Raw genomic sequence first — 26,048 nt, 5'->3', positions numbered from 1 at the left:
TCCAGCTTGAGTCATCGGTGTTTGTTTGCAACCTGAAAGGGCATTAAATACTATGCCGCCAGCGCCTTGGTAATTTTCTCGAACAAATCACCGGATAAGTTTTCCAGTGTTTTTAATTGTTCCAGTGCTTGTCGCATCAACGCCTGACGTTCTGCATCATAGCGTTTTAAACGAATTAAAGGTTCAATCAGCCGCGCTGCAACCTGCGGGTTGCGGGTATTCAAGTCACTGAGGATCTCGACCAGGAATTGGTAACCGCTACCATCAATGGCATGGAATGCTGCTGGATTACCAGACGCAAAACTACCCACCAGTGAACGGGTCCGATTTGGGTTACTTAGGCTAAATGCTGGATGCTTAAGCAAAGCGCGTACCTGTGTTAAAACATCGGCGGCTGGACTGGTGGCTTGTAGTGCAAACCATTTATCCATTACTAAGCCATCATGATTCCAACGCACATCAAAGGCAGCCAATAACTCATCGCGACAAGGGAGCTGTGCTGCCACTGCCGCCGCCATTGCAGCCAATGAATCCGTCATATTATCGGCTTGATGGTATTGTGAAGACACAAGCTTATTAGCAAAGTCTTCATCACCGAATGCTAGATAACTCAAGCAAGTATTACGCAATGCTCGTTTCGCGATATCACCGTGCTCAATCCGATACTCTGGCGTTAGATTCGCGACATAAACAGCCAACAACTCACCAGATAGTTCTTGGGCCAGACAGCGCGTAATCGCTTCATGTACTGCGCTGATGGCCTGAGGATCAATCGTCGTAAAGAGTTCTGCTATTTCATTCTCTGATGGCAGAGTCAGGATCTGTGCTGCTAAAGCAGGATCGAGGTTCTCATCAAGTAATATTGCGCGGAAAGCATCCGCCACGTGAGTCGGTAAACTCAACGGCTGCTTCTGCTGATATTTGGCAACATTAAGCTTGATATAGGTGGCTAACAGACTTTGCGCCGCATCCCAACGAGAAAACTCATTACGCGCATGCTGCATCAGGAACGTCAGTTGCTGATCGCTGTAAGTGTAATCCAACTTAACTGGCGAGGAGAATTCACGCAATAAGGATGGGATTGGCGTATGTTCTACGTTATCAAAGGTAAAGGTCTGCTCAGCTTCAGTCACATTCAGTACGTGATGAACCGGTAACCCATTTCTCTGTAACGCAATCACGTTGCCTTTGCTGTCATACAGCTCAATATCCAGTGGGATATGCAGTGGCAGTTTTTCAGGTTGATCCGCCGTCGGTAATGTTTTTTGGCTAACATGTAAATGGTATTGCTGTTTTTCCGCATCATAGTCATCACGCACCGTCAGTATTGGCGTGCCTGATTGGCTATACCAACGACGGAACAAAGATAGATCGACATTAGAAGCATCTTCCATCGCCTGTACAAAATCATCACATGTTGCTGCACTGCCATCATGGCGCTCAAAATAGAGTTGCATACCGGCTTGGAACTGTTGTTCGCCCAGCAAGGTATGCATCATACGAATCACTTCTGAACCTTTTTCATATACCGTCAGGGTATAGAAGTTATTCATCTCGATGACTTTATCTGGACGAATAGCATGAGCCATTGGACTGGCGTCTTCTGCAAATTGCGCCGCACGCATGACTCGCACATTCTCTATTCGGTTAACTGAACGCGAACCTAAATCAGAGCTGAACTCTTGATCACGGAAAACGGTTAACCCTTCTTTCAAACTTAACTGGAACCAATCACGGCAAGTGACGCGGTTACCGGTCCAGTTGTGGAAATATTCATGACCAATTACCGCTTCAATGTTCAGATAATCTTTATCTGTAGCAGTTTCTGCTTTTGCGAGCACATATTTTGAGTTGAAGACATTCAACCCTTTATTCTCCATAGCGCCCATATTGAAGAAATCTACTGCGACGATCATATAGATGTCGAGATCGTATTCTAGGCCGAAACGAGTTTCATCCCATTTCATTGAGTTCTTCAACGAGGTCATTGCCCAGTCGGCTCTGTCTAAATTACCCCGGTCAACAAAAAGCTCCAACGCCACTTCGCGGCCCGAGCGCGTGATAAATGTATCGCGCAAGACATCAAAATCACCAGCAACCAAGGCAAATAAGTAGCAAGGTTTTGGGAATGGGTCTTCCCATTTAACCCAATGGCGGCCATCGTCTAATTCACCCTGCCCAATACGGTTACCGTTGGAGAGCAAATAAGGATAGCGAGATTTGTCGGCTACGATACGAGTGGTAAAACGGGCCAGCACATCAGGGCGATCTAAATAATAGGTAATATGGCGGAAACCTTCGGCTTCACACTGGGTACACAATGCCTCACCGGAAAGATAAAGCCCCTCAAGCGCACTGTTTGTGGCGGGGTGAATCTCATTAACGATAGTCAGTGTGAAATGTGCGGGTAATTGCTCAATAACTAGCGAATTATCCTGTAAACGATAATGAGGCCATGTCTGCCCATCAACGCTGATACTGATTAATGTGAGGTCTTCACCATTTAGAACCAACGGAGTGACATCGGTTGCCTGACGTTTTACCTTGCTGACCGCCGTTACCGTCGTTTTTTGCGCATCCAGTACGAAGTCCAGATCAATGTCGGTAATGGTGTAATCCGGCGCACGATAATCGTGACGATATTTAACTTGCGGCTGTTGTGACATAGAAACCCTTTTGACGTCATCTGTGAATATGATTATCCGGTCTGCCTTTATGGCTAAATGAGCTTAAGAACATGGCTGCTAGTGGCTTTGCCCAAGACTAAGATAGCTTTTCAATGTATCACAATTGAAATAAAAACCTAGTTGGGAACCCGTAGCAATGACGCGAATTCGACATTAGTGATGATTCTTTCGAGGTGGTTCGCAAACAAATGACACGTTTGCATTTGTTGAGCGATAAAACCGTTTTTCTCCTTTATTAAGGACCTAAACTTTTCGTCTTTTTCTCCCTAGGCAGTTATCTCTGGCATTCCCGTATAGGATAAACTTGCGAATGTTTTCATCAACCCAACCTGAATCGATATTAAAGGCACGTTTAAGCCTAGACCTTGGATTAGAATTTATGGTGTGATGAGACTTCAATAACAGAATAATATCGGTATACTCCCGTGGCTTTATCGTTTATGCCGACGCTATCGTTTATATATACCGACTATGAAAATGCTGCTACGAGGATGCTGTATAGCGCCATGACTCAAGACGCCTCACCGATTTTGACTTCATTGCTTGATACCGATGCATATAAGCTTCATATGCAGCAGGCTGTGTTCCATCGCTATCGCTCTATTTCTGTTGCCGCTGAGTTCCGCTGCCGCGGTGATGAGCTGCTGGGAAAATATGCCAGTGAAATCCGCCAGCAAATAGCATTAATGAGCCGATTGGCGCTAACTGATGATGAGTATTCCTATCTATCAAACCTGCCCTTTTTTCAAGCAGATTATCTCAGTTGGTTACGCAATTTCCGTTTTAACCCTGAACAAGTCACTGTCTCGAATAACAACGGTAAGCTAGAGATCCGTATAGCAGGTTTATGGTGTGAAACGATATTATGGGAAGTGCCTCTTCTCGCGGTCATCAGCGAAATCGTCCATCGCCACCGTTCTGTGCATGTATCTACCGCCCAAGCTATTGAGCAACTGCGCCGCAAACTACAACAATTTAAAACGCTCAGTGCTGATATTGATATCTCCCAGTTCAAGTTAATGGATTTCGGCACCCGTCGTCGTTTTTCACGCGAGATACAACATGCCATCGTGGGCAGCTTAAAAAATGAGTTCCCGTATCTTGTCGGAACCAGTAACTATGATTTAGCCCGTAAATTGGCATTAACCCCGGTGGGGACTCAGGCACATGAATGGTTCCAGGCACATCAACAAATAAGCCCTGTTTTAGCAAACAGCCAGCGTGTTGCACTGCAAGTTTGGTTAGATGAATACCCCGATCAACTTGGGGTGGCATTGACCGACTGTATTACCATGGATGCCTTCTTACGCGATTTTGATGAAACATTTGCTCATCGCTATCAGGGATTGCGCCATGACTCTGGTGACCCAGTCGAGTGGGGTGAAAAAGCCATTGCGCATTACGAGACTCTGGGCATTGACCCTCTGACCAAGACCTTGGTTTTCTCAGATAACCTAGATTTGGAAAAAGCGTTATCGCTCTACCGCCATTTCTACCAGCGCATCCAATTGGTCTTTGGCATTGGCACACGCTTAACCTGTGATATTCCCGGTGTAAATCCATTGAATATTGTTATCAAGCTGGTTGAATGCAACAACAAACCAGTGGCTAAGCTGTCTGATAGCCCCGGTAAAACCATTTGCCACGATCCCGCGTTTGTCGATGAGTTACGTGAAGCCTTTGCCCTGCCGCTAGTTAAGAAAGCCAGCTAGCATTTGTGCCACCTCTTATTCACCATAAGCAATTCATCATAAGCATAGAAATGTTGCACTAAACTGGTGATTTCTACTTGTGTCCTGCACTGTCGCAAGTAACATAGCAACATCCCCATTTTCTTGGGTTGTTAACTATTTCTATATCAAAACTATTAAAGAGAGAAATCTATGAGCGTAGTGCCTGTAGTCGACGTACTGCAAGGCCGTGCTGCGGTTGACAGTGAAGTCACCGTACGCGGTTGGGTACGTACCCGGAGAGATTCAAAAGCGGGTATCTCCTTCGTTGCTGTTTATGACGGTTCCTGCTTTGACCCGTTACAGGCCGTCGTGAATAATTCTTTGCCAAATTATCAGGATGAAGTGCTGCATCTGACCACGGGTTGTTCTGTCGAAATTACTGGGACCGTCGTGGCATCTCCGGGTGAAGGCCAAAGTTTTGAAATCCAAGCTACGGCTATCAAAGTCGTCGGTTGGGTGGATGATCCGGATACCTACCCGATGGCGGCCAAGCGCCACAGCATCGAATATTTACGTGAAGTCGCTCACTTGCGCCCACGCACTAATCTGATTGGCGCGGTTGCTCGTGTTCGCCATACCTTGGCACAAGCCATTCACCGTTTCTTTGATGAGAACGGTTATTTCTGGGTTTCTACGCCGCTTATCACCGCATCAGATACCGAAGGTGCCGGTGAAATGTTCCGTGTCTCGACGTTAGATCTGGAAAACCTGCCGCGTACCGATACCGGTGCTATCGATTTCAGCGAGGATTTCTTCGGTAAAGAAGCATTCCTGACAGTATCTGGCCAGTTAAACGGTGAAACCTACGCGAGTGCGTTGTCAAAAGTTTACACTTTCGGCCCCACTTTCCGTGCTGAGAACTCCAATACGAGCCGTCATTTGGCGGAGTTCTGGATGGTAGAACCAGAAGTTGCATTCGCTTCATTGGATGATGTCGCGGGTTTAGCCGAGAAAATGTTGAAATACGTTTTCCAAGCAGTATTGAACGAACGCGCAGATGACATGAAATTCTTCGCAGAACGTGTCGATAAAGATGCCATGGATCGCTTGCAGCGTTTTGTAACCTCCGACTTCGCTCAGGTTAACTACACTGACGCTATCGCTATCTTACAAGCATCAGGCCAGAAATTTGAGAATGATGTGTCTTGGGGCATCGATTTATCTTCTGAACATGAGCGTTATTTGGCAGAGAAACACTTTAAAGCTCCGGTCGTGGTTAAAAACTACCCGAAAGACATTAAAGCTTTCTATATGCGTATGAACGATGATGGCAAAACTGTTGCGGCGATGGATGTGTTGGCGCCAGGCATTGGTGAAATCATCGGGGGTTCACAGCGTGAAGAACGTTTAGATGTGTTGGATGCGCGTCTGGAAGAAATGGGCCTCAATAAAGAAGATTATTGGTGGTATCGTGATCTGCGTCGCTACGGCACTGTACCACATTCAGGGTTTGGGCTAGGATTTGAGCGTTTGATCTCCTATGTAACAGGGGTTCAAAACGTTCGGGATGTTATTCCGTTCCCACGGACACCGAGAAACGCTAGCTTCTAAGTTCGTCATTTAGAAAAAGTTAGTGCAGTTGTATAAATAAAAGCCAGCTCTGCTGGCTTTTGTCATTTTTTAAAGTTCGATCTAAGTCACAAAGTTCCCTCAAATTTACATATTGTAACACATAGTATCCCAATGAAACATATTCAGGTAATTAGTAGCATTTTCGGTCTGGATTATAAGGTCGGTGAATGGAACACTGCGTTCAGACACAGACGACACCAAACTCTCAACAATAGTTCCAAAAAAATTATTGTCGGCAGTGGCAGGTGTCCGAATAAAACCAATGAGGGTAATAATAATGATGAAGCGCAATATTCTTGCAGTAGTAATCCCAGCATTGTTGGTCGCTGGCGCGGCTAATGCTGCAGAAATCTACAACAAAGACGGCAACAAACTTGACCTGTACGGTAAAGTTGATGCGCGTCACCAGTTCTCTGACAACGCTGGTCAAGACGGCGACGAATCTTATGTTCGTTTCGGCTTCAAAGGTGAAACCCAAATTACTGACCAACTGACCGGTTACGGCCAGTGGGAATACAACATTCAGGCTAACAACGCTGAAGCTCAAGAAGGCAAAGGCAACAAGACTCGTCTGGGCTTTGCTGGTCTGAAATTTGCTGAATTCGGTTCATTCGACTACGGCCGTAACTACGGCGTAATCTATGACGTCAACGCATGGACTGACATGCTGCCAGTATTCGGTGGCGATTCAATCTCTAACTCTGATAACTACATGACTGGTCGTTCTACTGGTCTGGCCACTTATCGTAACACCAACTTCTTCGGTCTGGTTGACGGTCTGAACTTTGCCCTGCAATACCAAGGCAAAAACGAAAGTGGCCGTGATGGCTTGCTGACTACTCAGAACGGTGACGGCTTCGGTATCTCTTCTACTTATGATATCGGTTACGGCGTGAACTTCGGTGCTGGTTTCTCTACTGCAAACCGTACTACTGCACAGAAAAATGCTCACCTGACTAACGCAACATTTGCTGAAGGCGATAAAGCTCAAGCATGGAACGTTGGTGCTAAATACGACGCTAACAACGTATACTTGGCTGTAATGTACGCTGAAACTCAAAACATGACTCCATTTGGCAATGATTCTGTTGCTAACAAGACTCGTGACATTGAAATCACTGCACAATACCAGTTCGACTTCGGTCTGCGTCCATCACTGGGTTATGTTCAGTCCAAAGGTAAGGACCTGAACAACGCAACTGATGACAACCATGATCTGTTGAAATATGTTTCTGTTGGTACTTACTACGCGTTCAACAAAAACATGACCACTTATGTTGATTACAAAATCAACTTGCTGGACGAAGACAACTTCACCCGTGCTAACGCTCTGAACACAGACGACGTTGTTGGTGTTGGCTTGGTTTACCAGTTCTAAGTTAAACTTAATCGAGCAGTTTATCTGCTGACGTAAGTTAAAAAAGACAGGGCTTCGGCTCTGTCTTTTTGTTTCTATCCTTAGTCAATATAGGGATATTACACTGCTAATCTCACCATTTTGCTGATTTTTCACCCTGAATCCCCCCGCCTCACAACATTCATTTCTTTTTATCGCAAACGGTTGGCAAAGGCTGCAACTGGCGTTACCCTGATAGTTCTGTTTGCTTAACGCTAAGCCATGGAAGCCTCTGACATGTTTGAAAAAATCACTGCTGCACCTGCGGACCCAATTCTGGGCCTGACCGATATTTTCCGCGCGGATGACCGCCCTAATAAAATCAACCTAGGGATTGGCGTCTACAAAGACGAAACCGGTAAAACGCCGGTACTCACCAGCGTGAAGAAAGCTGAGCAGTATTTGCTGGAAAATGAAGTTACTAAAAACTATCTGAGTATTGATGGCCTACCGGCTTTCGCAAGTTGCACTCAGGAATTATTGTTCGGAGCCCAAAGCGCAATTATCGCTGATAACCGTGCACGTACCGCGCAAACCCCAGGTGGAACAGGTGGGTTACGTATCGCTGCCGATTTTATCGCGCATCAAACCAGTGCCAAACGTGTCTGGGTCAGTAATCCTAGCTGGCCAAACCATAAAAATGTCTTCGCTGCCGCAGGGCTAGAAGTGGTTGAGTATGCCTATTATGATTCGGCGAACCATGCGTTAGACTTTGATGGGCTATTAAATAGCCTGTCAGAAGCTCAGGCTGGCGATGTTGTGTTGTTCCATGGCTGCTGCCATAACCCAACCGGTATCGACCCAACTGAAGCCCAGTGGAGCCAATTAGCTGAGCTCTCTGTTGCGAAAGGTTGGTTGCCTCTGTTTGACTTCGCATATCAAGGCTTTGCCAACGGTCTGGAAGAAGATGCTCAGGGCCTGCGAATCTTTGCCGCGAAACATCAAGAATTGATCGTTTGCAGCTCATATTCGAAAAACTTTGGTCTGTACAATGAGCGTGTTGGGGCATGTACTGTCGTTGCTGCAAGCAGTGATGTAGCAGATATCGTGTTTAGCCAAGTGAAAGCCGTTATTCGCGCTAACTATTCTAACCCACCCGCCCATGGTGCTTCTGTCGTTGCGACGATTTTGAGCAATCCAGCACTGCGTGCCATTTGGGAACAAGAATTGACGGATATGCGCCAACGCATTCATCGTATGCGCCAGTTGTTTGTTAATACGTTGCAGGAAAAAGGCGCGAAACAAGATTTCAGCTTTATCATTAACCAGAACGGTATGTTCTCGTTCAGTGGGCTGAACAAAGACCAAGTTTTGCGTCTACGTAATGAGTTCGCTGTTTACGCGGTTAACTCTGGTCGAGTCAACGTTGCGGGTATGACGCCTGACAACATGGCTCCACTGTGTGAAGCTATCGTCGCAGTACTTTGATTAACACTTTGTGACTGACCATAAAAGGGTACTTTTGAAAGTACCCTTTTTACATCATGGCGCTTCACATACACCCGCTCAAAGATGTCTTTTCAAATATGCCTAATGGAACATGTAGTTTGCAAATTCGTCCATTGGCATGGGTCGCCCAAACATATAGCCTTGTAAATAATCAACTTTGTGAGCCTGCAAATAGCGCATTTGCGTATCGTTTTCGACTCCCTCGGCAATCGTCTGCAATCCTAACCGAGTCGCCAGATCAATAACGTTCCCCACAATGTGGCTCGAGAGCGCATCTGACCCAATCATGCCTACAAAACTTTGGTCTATTTTTATAAAGTCGACTTTAAACTGCTGTAAATAACTCAAACTAGAATGTCCGGTACCAAAATCATCAATCGCAATAAAGACACCGAGCGCATGAAGTTCTGCAAATAATTTATCGGTAATTTCATCTGCAACAATCAATTTTCGCTCAGTTAATTCCAACGTGATATTAATCTTATTACCACCAAATGCTTTGATAAAACGACGGCAGTCATCCACCAAGCTCAGGTCACGACAATGATTGGCGCTAATATTAAAACCAAAATGAAAACCTTCCGGCAACTGATTTACATAAGGTGCAAATTTTTCACTGACTTGCTGCATAAGCGAGCGAGTCATTGGCACAATAAGCTCACTGTCCTCCGCCATGGGAATAAAATGATTCGGTTGAATCATGCCTTGCCCAGGATGATGCCATCGCATTAATACTTCACAGCCAATCCAAAGTTTCTCTTTACCTGTCACAATCGGTTGCAAGTAAGGAATAAACTCATTGTTTCCTAACGCCTGTTTTAATACCTGCGTGGGTGATGCGGCCTTACCCGATAACCAGAAAACAAGTGCGGCTGACCCGATACTCACTAAAACAAAGAAGATAAGGCTCCCCTGAGTATATTGCCAAGCGTAAGTGAGATATTGCTGGTTTGAAAGCATGGTACTTAACGAATAGGCAAACTTGTCCGATGCCACAGAAAGTAATTCACCTTCTTGGCGGGGTTTTCCAACATGCACCATCCCTTTTGAGTCCATCCACTGATTACCGACTTTCAGATTTAACTGAATATCACTACTCAGTAAATTAAGAATACTACGTAAGTAATAACCATCTACGGCAACTAAAATACTGTCATTACCGCGTGCTTGCCTATATACCATCAATGCACGATCGGGTGTGACATCATTACCGGGCATTAATTCTAGTTGCCCATTAACAAATACGTCTAAATCAAAAGAAGTGGCCAGTGGTCCATATATTGAAGAGCAATAAATGGTCGAACCTTTCGCAAAAGTCACAGAACGAACATCCGGTGTCATTACCACCTGATCCCGTAAATTCTGCACCACTTGTAAACAAGGTTTCCCTAGTCCAGTTTCAACTTGGATTGCTGCATGCTGTAAATTATTAAATATCTGATCGAAGCGTACCTTAGCCTGTAATAGTTTAGCCTCTGCATTTTGATGCATGTTCGCTTTGGTTTGCCCATAAATCACAACGGCACCTAGCAAAAGAAAAAGTATAAATACCATGCAAGAAAAACTAAGCCGGGACAGTAACTTATTATTTCTGAAACGACGAAATGGCATAGTGTGTTCCATTGAAAGGCGCTCGTAATATTACGAACTCAAAACGGCGGTTAAAAACCGACCGCATCACTATCAATTACTTTGACTCGTTAATGATTTTTATCTGCCAAGAATGCCCCGCCGATATCACTCATAGTGCACAATCAATGGATATCATCATTATGTAAATAGTACAAATAAATAGCTGGCTATTGGTTCACAAAACACATGAGCCGCTCAATAAATATAACGCAAAAAGGCACCAATAGGTGCCTTCTCTACGATGAGCCATGCCATGATTTAGCTATTGTATATCACCAAATCGCGGGTTCTTCGCGTATAAACGGATTAGTTTGCCGCTCATGCCCTAGCGTGGACATAGGGCCATGGCCAGGTATAAAGGTGATGTCATCACCCAGCGGCAATAATTTAGTTCGTATGGAGTTGATCAGTTGTTGATGGTCGCCGCGGGGGAAGTCACTACGCCCCACTCCGCCATTAAAGATAACATCACCGACGAGCGCCAAGTGGCCTTGCTTATCGATGAAGACAATGTGACCCGGCGTATGGCCAGGGCAATGCAAAACAGACAGTTCGACCTCGCCAACAGTCACTTTGTCGCCTTCTTCCAACCAACGCGTCGGGGTGAAAGCTTTACATTCAGCCAGCCCAAACATTTGGCTTTGGGCTGGCAGCCCTTCTAACCAAAAAATATCTTCTTTCTCTGGGCCATATATGGGGATATCAAAATGCGCAGCGATTTCAGCCGCAGCGCCAACATGGTCCAAGTGACCATGTGTCAGTAAGACCTGAGTCACAGTGACGCCTTGGCGCGCAACTTCAGCAATGATCTTTTCAGCATCACCGCCGGGATCAACCAATGCAGCCTGCCCTGTTGCTTCACACCAGATTAAGGTGCAGTTTTGGCTAAAAGCTGTCACGGGGATAATTTGATATTTCATAACGCTCCACTCCCAATGCAGTACTCAATATCCCCATCATGATTCAAGCTGTAGATTCGCTGGCTGGCCAATTTGCACTAATGCTTGTACCACCGCCCTGTACCTTGAAATCTATTGGGAATATATCCAACTCATTGGCATCATCATTCGTATTACCAAGACCTTTTCGGCCCAGTATCAATATGCACAAAGTTACTGCGAGGGTAGTATCCTACACCACCGGCACGCATTTTTAATGCCGCTTTGCGAATATTGCTTAACTGGATACCTTGGATATGAAAATCCATCGCTTTCCCTTGGGTGTGGAAGCTGTGCTTAGCCACACCTCTGCTGCGCTCACGCAGTTCATTATTGGTATCAAGGGAGCGGTAACCGGAAATGAGTTGTACCGGTTTAGTGGTTCCGAGAAGACCTTGCAGGCGGTAGAGCTGATCAAAAAGGCGCGGGTCGATAGTTTTTACTTTATTAGCTCGATAATCGCGGAATAAATGATTCAAGCGCGAGAGTTCGTCTTTGTTATAACTAAGGCCATCAAAAAACTCTGCTTTTATAGACTCGCCTGTATTCAAATTATTCAAGGTCAAGATACGTGGGCGAGGAGTTGAGAGGGTAGCAAATGCCTGCCCTGGTAGCAACGACACACCCAGCGCTACCCCGCCTAACGTTAGCCATTTACGGCGAAAAATATCAATTTTATCCATGATCTCTGTTAATACCCGGCAAGAATGTCAAAAGAAAGCACTAAATGTGCCGACCCGAACCATAACCGCCTACGGAAAACCAGTCAACCCGCATTCGGCTCGCATCTACTGTGCATTGATGTTCGGTTAACGGGAGACGTCATTTTGTCTCCCTTACGACAACCCGATATTAAGACCATTAGTTATTGAGTTTTACTGCATTTATTGCAGCAAAAGTTCAGCTTGAGGTGAGATTTGTGCACCTGATCTCACCGTCTTATCATAATTGTAAATATCTGTTCTAAATTGTGGCTTACCGTCATCCGCAACCCATGCCGTTAGATAATACAATTGCACCGGAACACGTTGGCGGATATTGACGTAAGTGGTATCCCCTTGCTTGAGTGTCGATGACACTCGCGCATCATTCCAGCCTGCATCTTGCAACAGCATGTTGGCTAAATCAGAGGCTTTATTGACCCGCACACAGCCTGAACTCAATGCACGGATATCCTTCTGGAACAGTCCATGGTTCGGCGTATCATGCAAATAGATTGCATCAGAGCTAGGCATATTGAATTTGAATCTTCCCAACGAATTACTCGCGCCTGGAGCCTGACGCAAACGATAAGGGAAGTTATTAGGCGAAATCATGCTCCAGTCAATCATGGAAGGATCAACGACTTGCGCCTCATTACTCCAACCAGACAGCACGGTGTAACCGTGGCGTTGGAAATAACCGGCATCATAGCGTGCTTTCGGCACGATATCCTGGCGCACCAGAGACGTAGGCACGTTCCAAGGTGGATTGACGACAACATTATTCAGTGCACTACTCATCAGTGGCGTCTTACGGCTCGGACGCCCTACAATCACTCTTGATGAGAGCACTTCCGCACCATTCTTATAATAATTCAGCGAATAGTTTGGGATGTTAACCATGATGCCGTTATCAACCTGCCCCGGCAAAATGCGTAAACGCTGGATATTCAATGCTAACAACGTTGCCCGCGTTTGGGGTGAGACATTTAACCATTCACGGGTACGCACACCAATAACGCCATCATCACTCAGTCCATGCCACAGTTGGAAGCGTTTTACTGCTTCCACCAGCTCTGGCGTATACACATTATCAGTGATAACAGCGGTACTCGTGAGAGGCGCAGATGAAGATGAAGCCACACCACCTGTGACAGGAATATCAGCAACAGGGGCTGCTGAAGGGCTTACCACCAGACTGTGTGCTTGAGCGCGACTTTTCTCTTCATCAACCGAGAGGTCATCATTAACCGCGGCAACGGCTGGGTTATCAATGGGGATCACTTCTGGCGCTTTAACTGGCGCGGTCGCTACAGGGTGTAACATCCCCGTTCTATCGAGGATTTCTCGCAATGCTGGAATGTCGTCACTGAGCTGACCAGGGCGCAAGCTTGGTCCATTCGCCAACTGTGGCCAAGGGCGTTTATCTGCCAGCATCTGTTTTAATGCTTGGTGCATTTTATTGTATTGAGGATGCTGGGGAGCTAATGACGCCAGATAGGCGGCAGTCGAACCTTCTTGCACCGTTTGCTGCCAACGGTTTAGCACGGGGGCCGGTGGCACTGCCATCTTGTAGGGCACATTGCTGTACAACCACACACTGCCGTTGGCGCCCACACCCGAGATATAATGCAGATATCCCAACATGGCATCAGATAAAATCACATCGCGCGCCATGCCGGTAATGTCAGGATCACTCAGCCATTTTACCCACTGCATAAATTGCGGTTGAATACCGGAAAGCGCCACTTCGGCGAGTTGTTGCTGAAAACGCTGAACAGCAACTTTATCCTGCCACATTGGTTGCATCGCATTAGCAGCATATAGCACGGCTAGATTCGGTGAATAAAAAGGCGTCACTGTTTTAGGCAATATTGCCGACAGTTGCTCACGGCTTTGAGCCACCGACATGCTGGATGTGGCGGGTATCACCTGACCGCTAGTGGACAGCACCGCAGAGGAATCTACTGATGTGACCGGTGCCGCTGCCGATGCAGTAAAAACAGGCATCAAGCCGCACATTAAAGCGCAATAAAACGCTAATGCGTGTTGCGGATTTCGTTTCCCTATCGACATTCTATGCCCCCAGTGTGCTTGTCAAATACGTCATAGTCTGTCTTTGCCCTTCTTCCTTGATATCGTAGCGGCGTTAGCTGCTCTCACTCATCCGAATAATTTTTGAGCTGCCAACGTGATATTTTTAATCATTACATTACGCTAACAGATTTTCTGTACTTATAAAATATAACCCGAAATTGTCTCTCAAATAAAAATAGCCGCTTTTCAGCGGCCATTTATTAGAATTAATCATTCTCGTGCTTTAACTGAACAACAATTAACCACCTCTCATGTGTTCAACTGGCAATGTCGGCATGTCATTCGCAAATCCACGTAAACCAACCACATGTACATGTTCATGATTTTGGAAGACTTTACGCACCAACTTATAGGTTGTCCCTTTTTCAGGACTAATATTTTCAGGTGCGGCGATAATTAATTGCATTTCCAACCGCTCACACAACTCAAATAATGTCGCGATGGATTTCGCATCCAAACGTGCGGCCTCATCCAAGAACAGTAATCGGCAAGGGGAAATATCTTTACCACGTAAACGGCGTGATTCTTCTTCCCAGCTTTGTACCACCATCACCAGAATAGACATCCCCGTACCAATCGCTTCACCAGTGGACAATGCGCCACTTTCAGCACGCAACCAACCATCCGCGCCTCGGTTAACCTCAACCTCAAGCTCCAAGTAGTTACGATAATCCAGTAACTCTTCCCCGATAGTTTGCGGCAACCGCTGCCCCATATCGATTTGTGGGTTCAGGCGTTGATACAGTTTCGCCAATGCTTCCGAGAAGGTCAGGCGGTTGCTATTGAACAAGTCCTGATGCTGTTCTTGCTGCTCAGATAGCACTTCGAGCAAGGTTGAATGGGCTTCGCGCACATTCACATTCAACCGCACACTCTTCACCTGACCAAATGAAACGGCTTGTAAACCTTGGTTCAGCATGCGGATACGATTCTGTTCACGTTGAATCGTTTTGCGGATGATATTCGACACACTTTTGGAACTGATGGCTAATTTCTGCTCACGCGCGGTCAACTCTTCCGTCAAACGACCCAACTCTATCTCCATCTGCTCAATGGCTTCGACCGGATCATCGGTACGAATAATATCTTGGCGAATACGTTCACGCAGATGTTGGTATACCGCAATATAGAATTGGATTTTACGCTCTGGCCGTTTTGGATCCTCAGACAAGCGCAACACGTCTCGCAGATGCTCGTTGTCAGCGACTGCTAGACGCAATGCCCCCAACGCTTTATCCGACATTGAACGCAGCTCATCACCGTCCATATAAGCCAGTTCCCGGCGATGTAAACGACGCTCCACGCCATTATCTTTCACCATCCGCATCACTGCACACCAGCCTGCTTTCGCCGTGACGACTTGCTCACGAATTTGGTGATAATCTCGCTCCAGCTTGCGTAATTTCTTCTGCAAGCTGTCCATCTCGGCTTCACAGAATGTAATCTGTTTTTCCAACTGATTACGGCGCGAACGGTTTGTGCTCAATGCTGCATGGAGTTCATCTCGTCGTGTGCGAGCGCGGGCTTCTGCATCAGCATCGGCCTGAACACCAATATCCACTAGCTCCTGACTCAGCTCCTTCAGCATCTCACGTTTGGCATCAAAAGAACTTTTAAGCGAGGCTAGCACTTGGTTGTACTGGGTAAACTGAGCCTGATATTGGCGCAACTGCTCACGAGCACGGGTACGTTCTGACTCTGCCTGCTCTAAGCGCTGACGCAACTTATCATTGAGATCCGAGTTCTCCGTCAGCATGCCAGCGGAGTCGGTATAGCTGAAATGCGCACGGCGCTGAACAACTTCGGTCAGTGCAAAAGCTTGCTGTTTGGCTTGGCGCTGGCTGTTTTGAGCCAAGGTATAGTTTTCCTGCAACTGTTCATGTTGCTGAGGATCACTTTGCAAGACAGACAATAAGGGCTCAAGTTTAGTCAGCGATGCGCCGTGCTTCTGAATATGGCGAGCCGCTTCTTGCGCTTCAGCCAACTCCTCGGTGATTTCTTCAACTCTGTCAGTCAAAGTATCATCCAGTAGCAAAGAGACTAATGGGATCAATCGGTTAAGAGCCGAAATACCTTCTTTCGCCTGCGCAAACTGCTGGTGCTGCTGCTGGTTTTGATCTTCATGCGCATTCAGCGCACGTTCAATCTCACTGCGGCGGGTATTCAATAGGCGAATCTCAGCTTCAGGATCAGCATCGAAAGCCACTGCCAGATGAGAGCCAATAAAGCGGCTGAACGCTTGATGTAAACGCTGCGTTTTTTGCACATCAAATGACAACGTGGCATAGCGTTCAGCCAAGCTATCACGCTCTTGATACAGCGCTTCTAAGCGATTCTCACGAGCAGCACGCCCAAATAGTGGCACTTCAGGGTAACGCGAATAACGCCACTGACGATCCGCAATTTTTACGACGACGGCGTTGTCATGCTCTTCAACCGCGAACACGCTGTCATCAAATGACTGCGGGTCCCCTTCGATCAAATAGAGGTCTTCAGGGCAATCTTCCAAACCAACCAGTTGATCTCGCACCAATGATAAATCAGGTACCACGATGCCGTGGCGTGATGGGCCGTAAAGCGCTGAGAAGTATGGGGCATCGTCAAGGGTGACATCGTCATAAATCTCAGACAACAACACACCACCGAAACGCTCAGCCAGCGCAATCATGCGCGCATCTTCAGCACCACTTGGTTGACTCAAACGCTCGATTTGAGCATCAATGGCGCGCTTGGTGGCAGCCACTTCATCGCGCTCAACCGTCGTTTCACGCTCACGCTCGAGCAACTGTTGCATGTGCTCAGTGACTTGGCGGCTATCTTCCAGCTCCTCGCCGCTCTGCTCACTCAGTTGGCTCAGCGCATCTTGCGCGGCCAGCCAGACAGGGGCTCGTGCGGTTAATTCCTGAATTTTTAGCTTCAGTTGCTCCAGCTCTTGGCGCATTTCCATACGCCGCTCGCCAGCATCACTGACACTGAGAGAAAGCTCTTCAACATGTGATTCCAGCTCACGCTGCAACTCTTCCAACTCTTCCGGCTGATATGCCTGACCCTGACGTTTGCAGAATTCCTGCAATAAGCGTTCTGCATCTTGTTGGGCACGTAAGCGTTGTTCCAGTTCGGATAAACGCATACGTAAAGGCTGCACGCGTTCTGCCAAATGTTGCTGCGATGGCCAATCACGGAGTAATTCACGGGCCGCTTGCCAAGCCTCACTGCGGCTAACTTGGCCAACGATGTTCACCACCAACTGATAGGCCTGTTCAAATTGACTGTGTGCGGCATCGGCTACACTCAGTTTTTGCTCAAGCTGTAATAATGATTCGGTCGCTTCTTGCTCTTTGGCTTGGAAAGTCTCCAGCCAGTCTTCAGCGTTATCCGCGGTTAACTCAGGTAATTGGCACAGCGCACGTGCACGCTCCAGTGCTTGGAGTGCTTGCTGATACTGAATGGCTCGGGTCTGTTGAACGTCCAGCGCTTGCTGGTAATCGGCCAACTGGCTTTTCAGCTCATCCACTTCCAACTCAGCAGCTTCAGCGCGGGCTTCGTTATCTGCCTGCTGCTCGCCAGCTTCCCCAACAACTTCACTTTGTTCTTCCAGCCGATAGGTTAGCTCTTCCAGATCACTCTGATAACGCTCAATTTTTTCCTGCTGACGCATCGCTGTCTGCACCAGACTTAAGTGGTCACTGGCAGCTTGGTAATCCGTTTCAAGATCCGACTCTGCGCCACTTTGCTCCGCCAATTCGCGGGACATCTCTACATGTCGGTACTGTTCCGTCACCAATTGTTTGCGGCTGGTCAGCAAATCACGACGCAAGACCAGCGCACCATCGAGATGAATACGCCGCTCATTGGCATGGCGCATGTAGTCGGCAGCAACATAAGACGTGGCTTCTGAAATCAGGTGCTTAAACAGGTCACGATCTGACTGCGTGACGCGAATCGCTTCGAGCGTCATGCGGTTCTCACGTAACGCCGCTTCCATATCTTGGAAGGCTTTACGCACGCCGCTATTTTCTGGCAATAAGTAATCGCGCAGTGAACGGGTAATGGCGCTGGAGATCCCGCCGTACAACGAGGCTTCAATCAAACGATAGAACTTGCTGCGATCTGCCGAAGAGCGCAAACGCTTCGGAATCACACCCAAATCAAACATGAGGGAATGGTAATCAGTAATGGAGTTAAACTGCTTAAACTGCACCCCTTCCATCTCTTCGACACGTTCTTTTAGCTCTTGCAGCGACAGTACACGTGCCTGACGTTCGCCCACAACTTCGGTGAGGATCTGTGTGGGTTGGATAGCCGTTGGCAACCCTTGAATGGTGAAAGGTTTGATGTCGACTTTACGGTCGCGTCCTGCCACTTGCTGCAAACGGACACCGACCACAATCCGCTGATGGCGTGAGTTGACAACGTCTAACGTTGAATAACAGACACCAGCACGCAATTTACCGTGTAAGCCTTTATCACGGGAGCCGCTGGTCGCCCCCGCTTCGGTGGTGTTACGAAAGTGCAGCAGCGTCAGGTCAGGAATCAATGCTGTGACAAAAGCGGCCATGGCGGTCGATTTACCCGCCCCATTACCGCCCGATAACGTGGTGACAAGCTCATCAAGATCGAATGTCCGAGCAAAGAAACCATTCCAGTTAACCAAGGTCAGTGAGCGAAATTTACCGCGTTCAATCATTCCTGTTCATCCTCTGCACTGTCCATTGTATTGCCCATGGTGATATCTGTTTCATCGACTTCATCATGGAGTGACAGACTATTTTCCACCGCCATCGCCTCGCCATCACGGATCATGCGTAACTGTGCTTCACGTGGATCATCACCGCTGCGCACATCGGCACCAAAACGGAAGACCGCTTCTGTGATGCGAAACTTGCTGCTGTCATTGCCCATAAAGTAGATCATGCCCAACCGACGTAGCCGATTAAGTGACGTTCGTACTTTTTCTTGCAGCTTTTGTTTATCCAAATCTGAACCGGTCGAGCGCTGGTTAACAAACTTCAGCAATTTGCTCTCATCAGCCAAACTCAGTAATTCTTCGTACAGCTCGTGCTGAGCAAAGATCCCTTCATGGGCCAAACGCTCTGGACTGAGATACAGATAACACAGGATCTTGCCCACCATCATATCCAGCTCAGAAAGCACAGAGCGTGGGATAAGCGTGGTAGAGCGTGGGCGTAAATAGAAGAAACCTTCCGGCGCGCGAATTAATTCCACGTTATAGCGGGTATAAAATTCTTCCAATTGCTCCTGAAAATCCATCAGGTAAGCATGATTATCCAGCTCGTCAATACCAATATGACGACCCGCACGCAACTGGCTATCCAGCGCCGGAAACAGTGAGTTGGCCAATGCCTGAGCCAGTTTAACCGGCATTACTACTTCAATATTTGTTGATGACATGTGCCTGCACCTTGGCTCCGTAATCATTGATTGCCAGCCATTCGGCAGGTAACCCTGAGAAATCGGCTTCGGCCACACCAAGGCGAACTGCCTGGTCGACCAGGATACGAGCCACGTCGAAATGACGAGCACGCGGATATTGCACGAGGTATTCGCGCATCACTTCCCCCAAGTTGAGTGGCATTTTTTGTTGCTGATACACCAGCAATGCCTGTTCAATCATGGCGGCTAACTGCTCTCGGATCTGATTGAACTCTTCGAATTCCAGATCCGGTGGCAGCTCCCCTGTGACTTCTTCGCTACGCAATGACAGTTCTTCATCACGCATATCCAACAGACGATCCGCGTTGGCGTAGGTTAAAGCCCAAGGACTATCAAAATAGTTCTGCACTGATTGGCGCAAGCGTTGAGCAAAGACACGGTTTTTATCCATATCTATCGCCGTACGGATAAACTTATGCACGTGGCGGTCATAGCCGATCCACAGGTCAATCGCCTGTTGGCCCCAACTGATAATACGGTCAAGTTTGCTTTGTAAATCAAAGACTAATTTATCAACCAAATCCAAACCAACATTGCCAATAGTGGCTTCTTGGATACGCAATAAATTCGCCTGAAGCTTATCTCCCGCCGCTTCTAACGTATCTTGTAACTCACGCAGTGTCCCAGAGGTTTCGGACAGCAGGACTTCACAACTGGCGATGGCCGCGCGCCAATCTTGATTTAACAGCGCAGCGATATCTTCTTTTACGCTGTGTTGCTGTTCATCCATTAAGCGCTGCGTCATATCGATACTGTCGAAAATTTCAGCCACAGAGTATTTTAGGGGTGCAAAAACATTACGGTGCCAATGGAATTCATCGCCACCCTCTTCTGCCGCTTCTGCTGCACGCTGTAGCTCTTGCGCCACAATCGACAGTTGCATTGATAAGCGCAGCGTTGAGAATTCACGCTGGCGAATATAGTAATCGGTAATGCCGATACCCAAAGGAGTCAGGCGGTAAATCGCATTACCATCTGCCATTTCACTGGTAAATCGGTTCAATAAGCGCTGGCGCACCATGTCATTGATGGCGTTATTTGCCCGTACCGTGACAGTTTCGGAGGTCTGTTCAAAGCCTTTACTGACGTGACGAAATGCGTCAATCAACTCACCTTCGCTCATTTCACCGTCGAGTCGCTCACCGTTTAATGTCGCGATCGCCATCAGAAAGGCTAAACGCTCGGTTGGCAGCGTAATCGAGAAATCATTTTTCCGCGCCCAGGCGACCAGTTCGGGGACTGTCTGGGAAAATTCACTCATAATGGGTCCTTCAGATTCGGCTTAAACGCCATGACATGCACGTAGCGCCCCAAACTGATAAAGGGCTCCTGACGGCAATAGCGCTGTTCCAACGCCAATAATTCAGCAAACTCATCGACTTGTTGCTGTTTATTTTTCATGTAATCGTGAAACACCCGTACTCCTGTTTTACCGCTAATGGATAACCCCATTTGCTCAAGCCAACCATATACCGTTGGCGGATCCAGTGGGTATTGCGGTGATAACGAGCGCTGCCGACGCCTTTTAACGCCTGGTATCGCTAACTGAAAGTTACCTAATACCGCATTGCGCATCACCAATCCGTTGGCATTGAAAAACATCAATGAGAGCGCGCCATCTGGATTCAACGCATTAAAAAGTATTTGCAGAACTTCTTGTGGCTCTGCAATCCATTCTAAAACCGCATGGAACAATATCAGATCAACCGGCTGTTCTAAATGTTGGGTGATGTCCTGAGCCGCACTTTGTACAAATTGCATGTTGTGGCTCACACCTTTTTCTTGAGCTGCCACTTTTGCTCGCTGGATCATCTCGGCGGACAGGTCACATAATAATACCTGATGACCGAGTGCCGCTAGTTGGCAAGCCATATGCCCTTCGCCACCCCCCGCATCTAAAATCCGCAAAGGTCGTTGCGGCAGTTGCGCTAACAGCTCGGTAATATCTTGCCAAACTACCGCCTGGCGAATCATTCCCTTCGTCGTACCATAGATATTGCGGGAAAATTTCTCGGCAATATCATCGAAATTACGATCCTGCATGAACAACGGCTCCGCCAGTGACTTTGGTTAAATCTATAGCTATTGATTAACCGGCCTTATTGAGACTCGCAAATCAATGGCTACAGCAAAAAGAATGCCTGCTAACCTGCTATTTTGGCACAGCCTGACTTAGAATAAATCTTCTTGGCCAGTAATCCACGCCAAATGCCGTTTTTTCAGTCAAAAGGTCCCTGTTTTTATGCTTTTTACCTTAAAAAAATTTGTCGGCGGCTTATTAATGCCCCTACCTTTTCTACTTATCATTATGGGACTGGCATTAATCTTATTGTGGTTTACACGCTGGCAGAAAAGTGGCAAAACACTTTTCACGTTCAGTTGGCTGGTATTATTGCTGATTAGTTTACAACCTGTCGCCGATCGCCTGCTATTGCCATTAGAAAAACAGTACACCACCTATCAGGGAAGCGACCCAGTAGAATACATTGTTGTTCTTGGCGGCGGCTACACGTTTAATCCGAATTGGGCACCAAGTTCAAATTTATTTGCGAATAGTTTACCTAGGGTGACCGAGGGAATTAGGCTATATCGTGCCCATCCTAATGCAAAAATGGTTTTTACAGGTGGCAATAACCCCGGTAGTCAAAGCAGTGCGAAAACTGCCGCCCAAGTTGCCGAGAGTTTAGGTGTTCCGCCGACAAATATTGTGGCCTTAGACCAACCCAAAGATACTGTGGAAGAAGCAGCCGCAGTCGCTGCCTTGGTGGGAGATAAACCATTTTTATTGGTGACATCAGCAAATCATTTACCGCGAGCGATAAAATTCTTTACTGACATCGGGCTGCATCCGATACCAGCTCCCGCCAACCAGTTAGCAGTCACCACGCCCTTACACAGTTGGGAGCGTAGCTTACCGGCGGCAACCTATTTAGGTCATACCGAACGTGCGTGGTATGAGACGTTAGGATTAATGTGGCAAAAATTAACGGGGTATTATCGTGATGATAAAAATAGCAGCGATAAAACCCACTGATTCAGACTACTAATTTAGCCAAGGCAGAAGCTGCCTTGCGGCGTTATCAAATATAGCGCGATCGAGATTGCCCGTATGAATAAAGCGAGAGACTAATTCCCAAATCGTATACAACCAGCGGCGGGCGACGAAAGATTCAGACACTGGCGCTTTAATGAGATAGCGATAAAAAAGCTGACTCGGCATGCCCTCTTCGCTAAGACGGAATAAGTCATATTCACGCGGTGCCCATAACATAGGGCCAGGATTCAGCATGGCTAATAACTGATCACTGCGCGGATCTTTTAACATGCTACGTAAGGTTAAATTGCCGTGAACCAGCACCGAACTGTCATCAAAACCGGCGAAAAGTGTTTTTAGTGAGGCTTTGGAGCGGTAAAGTATCGCTCGATCTTCTAACGTCATGAGCGGTGAATTGATATTCGATAAGCTGGCCCACAACACTTCAACCCGTTGCTGGTACCAACTGAACCAATCATTTTCTTGCGTGCTGTCAACATTACCGACACAGCCATGACTGTCAATTCGATGCCATGCCAATACGCCCTCTACGATTTGATCCATCAGGGCATTCCATCGATCTCCCGTCCGTGTGGGCGCTTCTACTGACACACCTCGCAAGCGTTCCATCAGCAGAATTTCTTTGTAAGGGGACTCATGAGTCATCACCAAGCCGTACACGGTGGGTAAGCGAATATCGCCCTCTCGTGCCAACATTGACAATTTATAGGCCTCTTGTTGGGCGATCCCCTGACAAACATAACTCTTAGCCAATAATGGAATAGCCTGCCCCTGCTGGTTATACATGGCATACAGGTGGGCATACGGCTGCTCGCTGATACGTTCAAGGCGGGATACCGATTCCCCAAGCACGACACTTAATTCAGCTTTAAGCTGCTCCATAGGGTTCTATCCAATAATCTGATGAAAGTTATTCTTCATCATGGGATGGCAGGCGGGAGATTTCCAGAATGCAGATCAAATAATATCCACAATATAAAGTTAAACAGCGGAATACAGAATAAGCTCAATAAAAAAACCAGACCCTAGCGAGTCTGGCTTAATTATTTGGTTATCATGACTGAGCTGACATAATGGCGCGCACTCGGTCTAAATCCTCTTGGGTATCAACCCCCACCGTCGGTACGGCTTTGGCCACCGCCACATGGATTTTCTCACCATACCAGAGCACGCGAAGTTGCTCTAACAACTCAATTTGCTCGAGTTTACTTGGTGCCCAATTGACGTAACGGCGGATAAACCCTGCACGATAGGCATAAATCCCGATATGACGTAAGAAGCAATCACCAATGGTCTCTTTTGATTGAGCGAAGCGCTCTCTTTCCCATGGAATCGCCGCTCGGGAGAAATACAGTGCATAGCCCTGAGCATCCATCACCACTTTCACGGCATTCGGGTTAAAAGCCTCTTCACTGCTTTCAATTGGCACGGCCAGTGTTGCCATACCTGCGCTGCACGCCGCTAGATTATCAGCAACTTGGCGAATAATGACTGGTGGAATAAGGGGTTCATCACCCTGTACATTGACGATAATGTCATCATCAGCAAATTTGTAGCGCTCAATGACTTCGGCTAAACGCTCTGTACCCGATTGGTGATCAGCACGGGTCAGGCAAACTTCGCCTCCTGCTGCCTCAACAGCTTGAACGACTTCAGGGTGATCCGTTGCCACAATCACACGCGAGGCACCAGAAGCCAGCGCGCGCTCCATGACATGAACAACCATCGGCTTGCCCGCAATATCCGCTAACGGTTTACCCGGTAAACGGGTTGAAGCAAAACGGGCGGGAATGATAGCAATGAAACTCATGCATGTTTCTCATCAATAGACAGTGGACGAGCCTCGTTTTCCAGCAATACTGGAATGCCATCACGCACTGGGTAAGCCAAATTGTCGGCTTTACATACCAGTTCAAGATTCTCTTTATTGAAATATAACTTGCCGTTGCAGACAGGACAGGCAACGATTTCGAGTAAACGGTGGTCCATACATCCTCCAAATTGGAGTTTAGCCAGCAGGAAAGTGGTCGAGGATATCATATCCACTGATTCAGGTTAACTGCGCTGGCACCGTCACTCATATCAATGATAAATAACAATCAGTTATGTTAAATACTATCCTTTCAAGTAAAAACACCCATTAATTAGAGGCAAAAAGCGATGGTTTTGTTATTGATATGTTGAATAGCGAGGAGTAGTATTTTGTGACCAATATCACACAATTATGTATGTCGAGTAAGAAATGAAAGTATTCCATAAAATTATTGCGCTGTTTGCTAACTTCAGCAATTAAGCCGCATAAAAACAAATAGAAGCACCTGCAAAACGGCCCGGCAATCAGAAGATGGGTTGAATAGAGGCCAACATACTTAACGTCATTAACATCTTAACTGCGCAATAATCGTAGCTAACGCGATGAACTGACTTTCAGTCATTCGTTAGCCAAGAGCAGCTTATAACGCTACGGCGTCAAGTACGTAAATAGAAATGGCTACCCTAGGGTAGCCATTGACTTAGAAAGCGATCACATCTGCTGCTGACGGCCCGTGAATACTACGATAAGTAGAGAATTCAACATTCTGCCCTTCAGTCAGTGATTTATTTTTGGTGTTGGCAATGGCTGTCTTGCTGACATACACATCCAAACTACCGTCGTGTGGTGAAATGAAACCGTAGCCTTCGGACTGGTTGAACCATTTCACGCGACCCATTTTTAACGTCATAATTAATTTCCTTTTACTGGGCATCCTAACAACTCATTTTTATTTATTGTTTAGATGCAGTTGCCCATCCTAAAGTTTTCTGATTAAACCTCTATGAGCTTGATTTTATGAATAAAACCGCATTAACGCGGTTTTTATAATTTTGCGACAGCCGACACTCGCGGGCTGTTTACCTTTACTTTCAAATACAAAAATACGTTCAAATACAGAGAACGAATAAATCGACCACAATGCTTTCGACGCTAATGCGAAAAGTGGATCTGCATCAAAATCATTACTTATGGGAGTTACTACTGGAGATACTGGAAGGTTCGTCTTTGAATCCGCATCAGAAGATAGCGTCTTGGGAGGAACTGCTCTACTTTACTCTCGTACACTCTTATACATAAATAGGGCTAAACCACAGGCCAGCGGCTATTTACTCACAAAACCACCTGTTGAGCAACTATTTTATCCGCCCATCCTCATTAAATAGCAGCACAAATGAGATGTAACACATAAAAAACCAATATTCTCCGCTACTTAACCGTCAATATTTCGATATCAATCTAAAATAATAAATGAATAGAGAATATGTAATAAGTAGCATAATAGGGCAATTGACGCCCCCG

Annotated in this window: 18 protein-coding genes; 5 read left to right on the top strand and 13 right to left on the bottom strand. The window is 46.8% G+C overall.

Translation table 11 applies throughout. The features are described 5' to 3' along the window. Positions 1-50: 50 nt before the first annotated feature. Positions 51-2,666 carry an aminopeptidase N gene (gene pepN, locus BN68_RS02270; protein ID WP_019209526.1) on the bottom strand — a complete coding sequence of 872 codons (2,616 nt, stop codon included), beginning with the start codon at positions 2,664-2,666 and terminating at the stop codon, positions 51-53. Positions 2,667-3,193: 527 nt separating this feature from the next. Between pepN and pncB the strand changes: the two genes are divergently transcribed. From pncB to BN68_RS02250, 4 genes are all read left to right on the top strand, one after another. Then, positions 3,194-4,399, top strand: a complete 1,206-nt coding sequence (gene pncB, locus BN68_RS02265; RefSeq protein WP_042806369.1) for a nicotinate phosphoribosyltransferase — start codon at positions 3,194-3,196, stop codon at positions 4,397-4,399. A 171-nt stretch (positions 4,400-4,570) separates the two neighbouring features. Beyond that, positions 4,571-5,971 carry an asparagine--tRNA ligase gene (gene asnS / locus BN68_RS02260; RefSeq protein ID WP_019209524.1) on the top strand — a complete coding sequence of 467 codons (1,401 nt, stop codon included), beginning with the start codon at positions 4,571-4,573 and terminating at the stop codon, positions 5,969-5,971. A 301-nt stretch (positions 5,972-6,272) separates the two neighbouring features. Then, complete coding sequence (gene ompF, locus BN68_RS02255) at positions 6,273-7,370, top strand: porin OmpF (protein ID WP_172666857.1); 1,098 nt, start codon at positions 6,273-6,275, stop codon at positions 7,368-7,370. Between the two features lie 255 nt (positions 7,371-7,625). Beyond that, a complete protein-coding gene (locus tag BN68_RS02250) occupies positions 7,626-8,816 on the top strand; it encodes an amino acid aminotransferase (protein ID WP_019209522.1) in 1,191 nt (396 codons plus the stop codon). A 102-nt stretch (positions 8,817-8,918) separates the two neighbouring features. Here BN68_RS02250 and BN68_RS02245 read toward each other — a convergent pair whose 3' ends face one another. The 8 genes from BN68_RS02245 to cmoM form a co-directional block, all read right to left on the bottom strand. Further along, complete coding sequence (locus tag BN68_RS02245) at positions 8,919-10,448, bottom strand: EAL domain-containing protein (RefSeq protein WP_019209521.1); 1,530 nt, start codon at positions 10,446-10,448, stop codon at positions 8,919-8,921. A 293-nt stretch (positions 10,449-10,741) separates the two neighbouring features. Next, positions 10,742-11,389 carry an MBL fold metallo-hydrolase gene (locus BN68_RS02240; RefSeq protein WP_042806368.1) on the bottom strand — a complete coding sequence of 216 codons (648 nt, stop codon included), beginning with the start codon at positions 11,387-11,389 and terminating at the stop codon, positions 10,742-10,744. A 152-nt stretch (positions 11,390-11,541) separates the two neighbouring features. Next, complete coding sequence (locus BN68_RS02235) at positions 11,542-12,090, bottom strand: YcbK family protein (RefSeq protein ID WP_019209520.1); 549 nt, start codon at positions 12,088-12,090, stop codon at positions 11,542-11,544. Positions 12,091-12,291: 201 nt separating this feature from the next. Further along, positions 12,292-14,184: a L,D-transpeptidase gene (gene ldtD, locus BN68_RS02230; RefSeq protein WP_019209519.1), complete on the bottom strand. Its 1,893-nt coding sequence runs from the start codon at positions 14,182-14,184 to the stop codon at positions 12,292-12,294. Positions 14,185-14,443: 259 nt separating this feature from the next. Further along, the gene (mukB, locus tag BN68_RS02225; RefSeq protein WP_019209518.1) at positions 14,444-18,892 is read right to left on the bottom strand and encodes a chromosome partition protein MukB; all 4,449 of its coding nucleotides are present in this window, start codon (positions 18,890-18,892) and stop codon (positions 14,444-14,446) included. Continuing rightward, complete coding sequence (mukE, locus tag BN68_RS02220) at positions 18,889-19,617, bottom strand: chromosome partition protein MukE (RefSeq protein ID WP_019209517.1); 729 nt, start codon at positions 19,615-19,617, stop codon at positions 18,889-18,891. The genes mukB and mukE overlap by 4 nt, the downstream gene beginning before the upstream one ends. After that, a complete protein-coding gene (gene mukF / locus BN68_RS02215; protein ID WP_019209516.1) occupies positions 19,598-20,920 on the bottom strand; it encodes a chromosome partition protein MukF in 1,323 nt (440 codons plus the stop codon). The genes mukE and mukF overlap by 20 nt, the downstream gene beginning before the upstream one ends. Continuing rightward, positions 20,917-21,702 carry a tRNA uridine 5-oxyacetic acid(34) methyltransferase CmoM gene (cmoM, locus tag BN68_RS02210; protein ID WP_019209515.1) on the bottom strand — a complete coding sequence of 262 codons (786 nt, stop codon included), beginning with the start codon at positions 21,700-21,702 and terminating at the stop codon, positions 20,917-20,919. Before cmoM ends, mukF begins: the two co-directional genes overlap by 4 nt. 199 nt (positions 21,703-21,901) lie before the next feature. Here cmoM and elyC point away from each other — a divergent pair, with 199 nt between their 5' ends. Further along, positions 21,902-22,693 (top strand): envelope biogenesis factor ElyC, encoded by a 792-nt coding sequence (gene elyC, locus BN68_RS02205; protein ID WP_019209514.1) that lies wholly within the window; start codon positions 21,902-21,904, stop codon positions 22,691-22,693. A 9-nt stretch (positions 22,694-22,702) separates the two neighbouring features. On the opposite strand, the gene BN68_RS02200 is transcribed toward elyC, so the two are convergent. The 4 genes from BN68_RS02200 to BN68_RS02185 all read right to left on the bottom strand — a co-directional run bounded on the left by BN68_RS02200 (position 22,703) and on the right by BN68_RS02185 (position 25,437). Beyond that, positions 22,703-23,596: a YcbJ family phosphotransferase gene (locus tag BN68_RS02200; RefSeq protein ID WP_019209513.1), complete on the bottom strand. Its 894-nt coding sequence runs from the start codon at positions 23,594-23,596 to the stop codon at positions 22,703-22,705. A gap of 172 nt (positions 23,597-23,768) precedes the next feature. Next, positions 23,769-24,524: a 3-deoxy-manno-octulosonate cytidylyltransferase gene (gene kdsB, locus BN68_RS02195; RefSeq protein WP_019209512.1), complete on the bottom strand. Its 756-nt coding sequence runs from the start codon at positions 24,522-24,524 to the stop codon at positions 23,769-23,771. Then, entirely contained in the window at positions 24,521-24,703 is a 183-nt protein-coding gene (locus tag BN68_RS02190; RefSeq protein WP_004700032.1) for a Trm112 family protein, read from the bottom strand. The genes kdsB and BN68_RS02190 overlap by 4 nt, the downstream gene beginning before the upstream one ends. Positions 24,704-25,227: 524 nt before the next feature. Further along, a complete protein-coding gene (locus tag BN68_RS02185; RefSeq protein WP_019209511.1) occupies positions 25,228-25,437 on the bottom strand; it encodes a cold-shock protein in 210 nt (69 codons plus the stop codon). Positions 25,438-26,048: the final 611 nt, after the last annotated feature.

It is taken from the genome of Yersinia massiliensis CCUG 53443 (genome assembly GCF_000312485.1).
Taxonomy (GTDB): domain Bacteria; phylum Pseudomonadota; class Gammaproteobacteria; order Enterobacterales; family Enterobacteriaceae; genus Yersinia; species Yersinia massiliensis.
Note: the sequence above shows the minus strand (reverse complement) of the source record. Positions and strands in the feature narration are given on the sequence as shown.

Excerpts from the sequence above, each read along its gene's own strand:
- pepN (WP_019209526.1), bottom strand. The coding sequence starts at position 2,666 with ATGTCACAACAGCCGCAAGTTAAATATCGTCACGATTATCGTGCGCCG.
- pncB (WP_042806369.1), top strand. The coding sequence starts at position 3,194 with ATGACTCAAGACGCCTCACCGATTTTGACTTCATTGCTTGATACCGAT.
- asnS (WP_019209524.1), top strand. The coding sequence starts at position 4,571 with ATGAGCGTAGTGCCTGTAGTCGACGTACTGCAAGGCCGTGCTGCGGTT.
- ompF (WP_172666857.1), top strand. The coding sequence starts at position 6,273 with ATGAAGCGCAATATTCTTGCAGTAGTAATCCCAGCATTGTTGGTCGCT.
- BN68_RS02250 (WP_019209522.1), top strand. The coding sequence starts at position 7,626 with ATGTTTGAAAAAATCACTGCTGCACCTGCGGACCCAATTCTGGGCCTG.
- BN68_RS02245 (WP_019209521.1), bottom strand. The coding sequence starts at position 10,448 with ATGCCATTTCGTCGTTTCAGAAATAATAAGTTACTGTCCCGGCTTAGT.
- BN68_RS02240 (WP_042806368.1), bottom strand. The coding sequence starts at position 11,389 with ATGAAATATCAAATTATCCCCGTGACAGCTTTTAGCCAAAACTGCACC.
- BN68_RS02235 (WP_019209520.1), bottom strand. The coding sequence starts at position 12,090 with ATGGATAAAATTGATATTTTTCGCCGTAAATGGCTAACGTTAGGCGGG.
- ldtD (WP_019209519.1), bottom strand. The coding sequence starts at position 14,184 with ATGTCGATAGGGAAACGAAATCCGCAACACGCATTAGCGTTTTATTGC.
- mukB (WP_019209518.1), bottom strand. The coding sequence starts at position 18,892 with ATGATTGAACGCGGTAAATTTCGCTCACTGACCTTGGTTAACTGGAAT.
- mukE (WP_019209517.1), bottom strand. The coding sequence starts at position 19,617 with ATGTCATCAACAAATATTGAAGTAGTAATGCCGGTTAAACTGGCTCAG.
- mukF (WP_019209516.1), bottom strand. The coding sequence starts at position 20,920 with ATGAGTGAATTTTCCCAGACAGTCCCCGAACTGGTCGCCTGGGCGCGG.
- cmoM (WP_019209515.1), bottom strand. The coding sequence starts at position 21,702 with ATGCAGGATCGTAATTTCGATGATATTGCCGAGAAATTTTCCCGCAAT.
- elyC (WP_019209514.1), top strand. The coding sequence starts at position 21,902 with ATGCTTTTTACCTTAAAAAAATTTGTCGGCGGCTTATTAATGCCCCTA.
- BN68_RS02200 (WP_019209513.1), bottom strand. The coding sequence starts at position 23,596 with ATGGAGCAGCTTAAAGCTGAATTAAGTGTCGTGCTTGGGGAATCGGTA.
- kdsB (WP_019209512.1), bottom strand. The coding sequence starts at position 24,524 with ATGAGTTTCATTGCTATCATTCCCGCCCGTTTTGCTTCAACCCGTTTA.
- BN68_RS02190 (WP_004700032.1), bottom strand. The coding sequence starts at position 24,703 with ATGGACCACCGTTTACTCGAAATCGTTGCCTGTCCTGTCTGCAACGGC.
- BN68_RS02185 (WP_019209511.1), bottom strand. The coding sequence starts at position 25,437 with ATGACGTTAAAAATGGGTCGCGTGAAATGGTTCAACCAGTCCGAAGGC.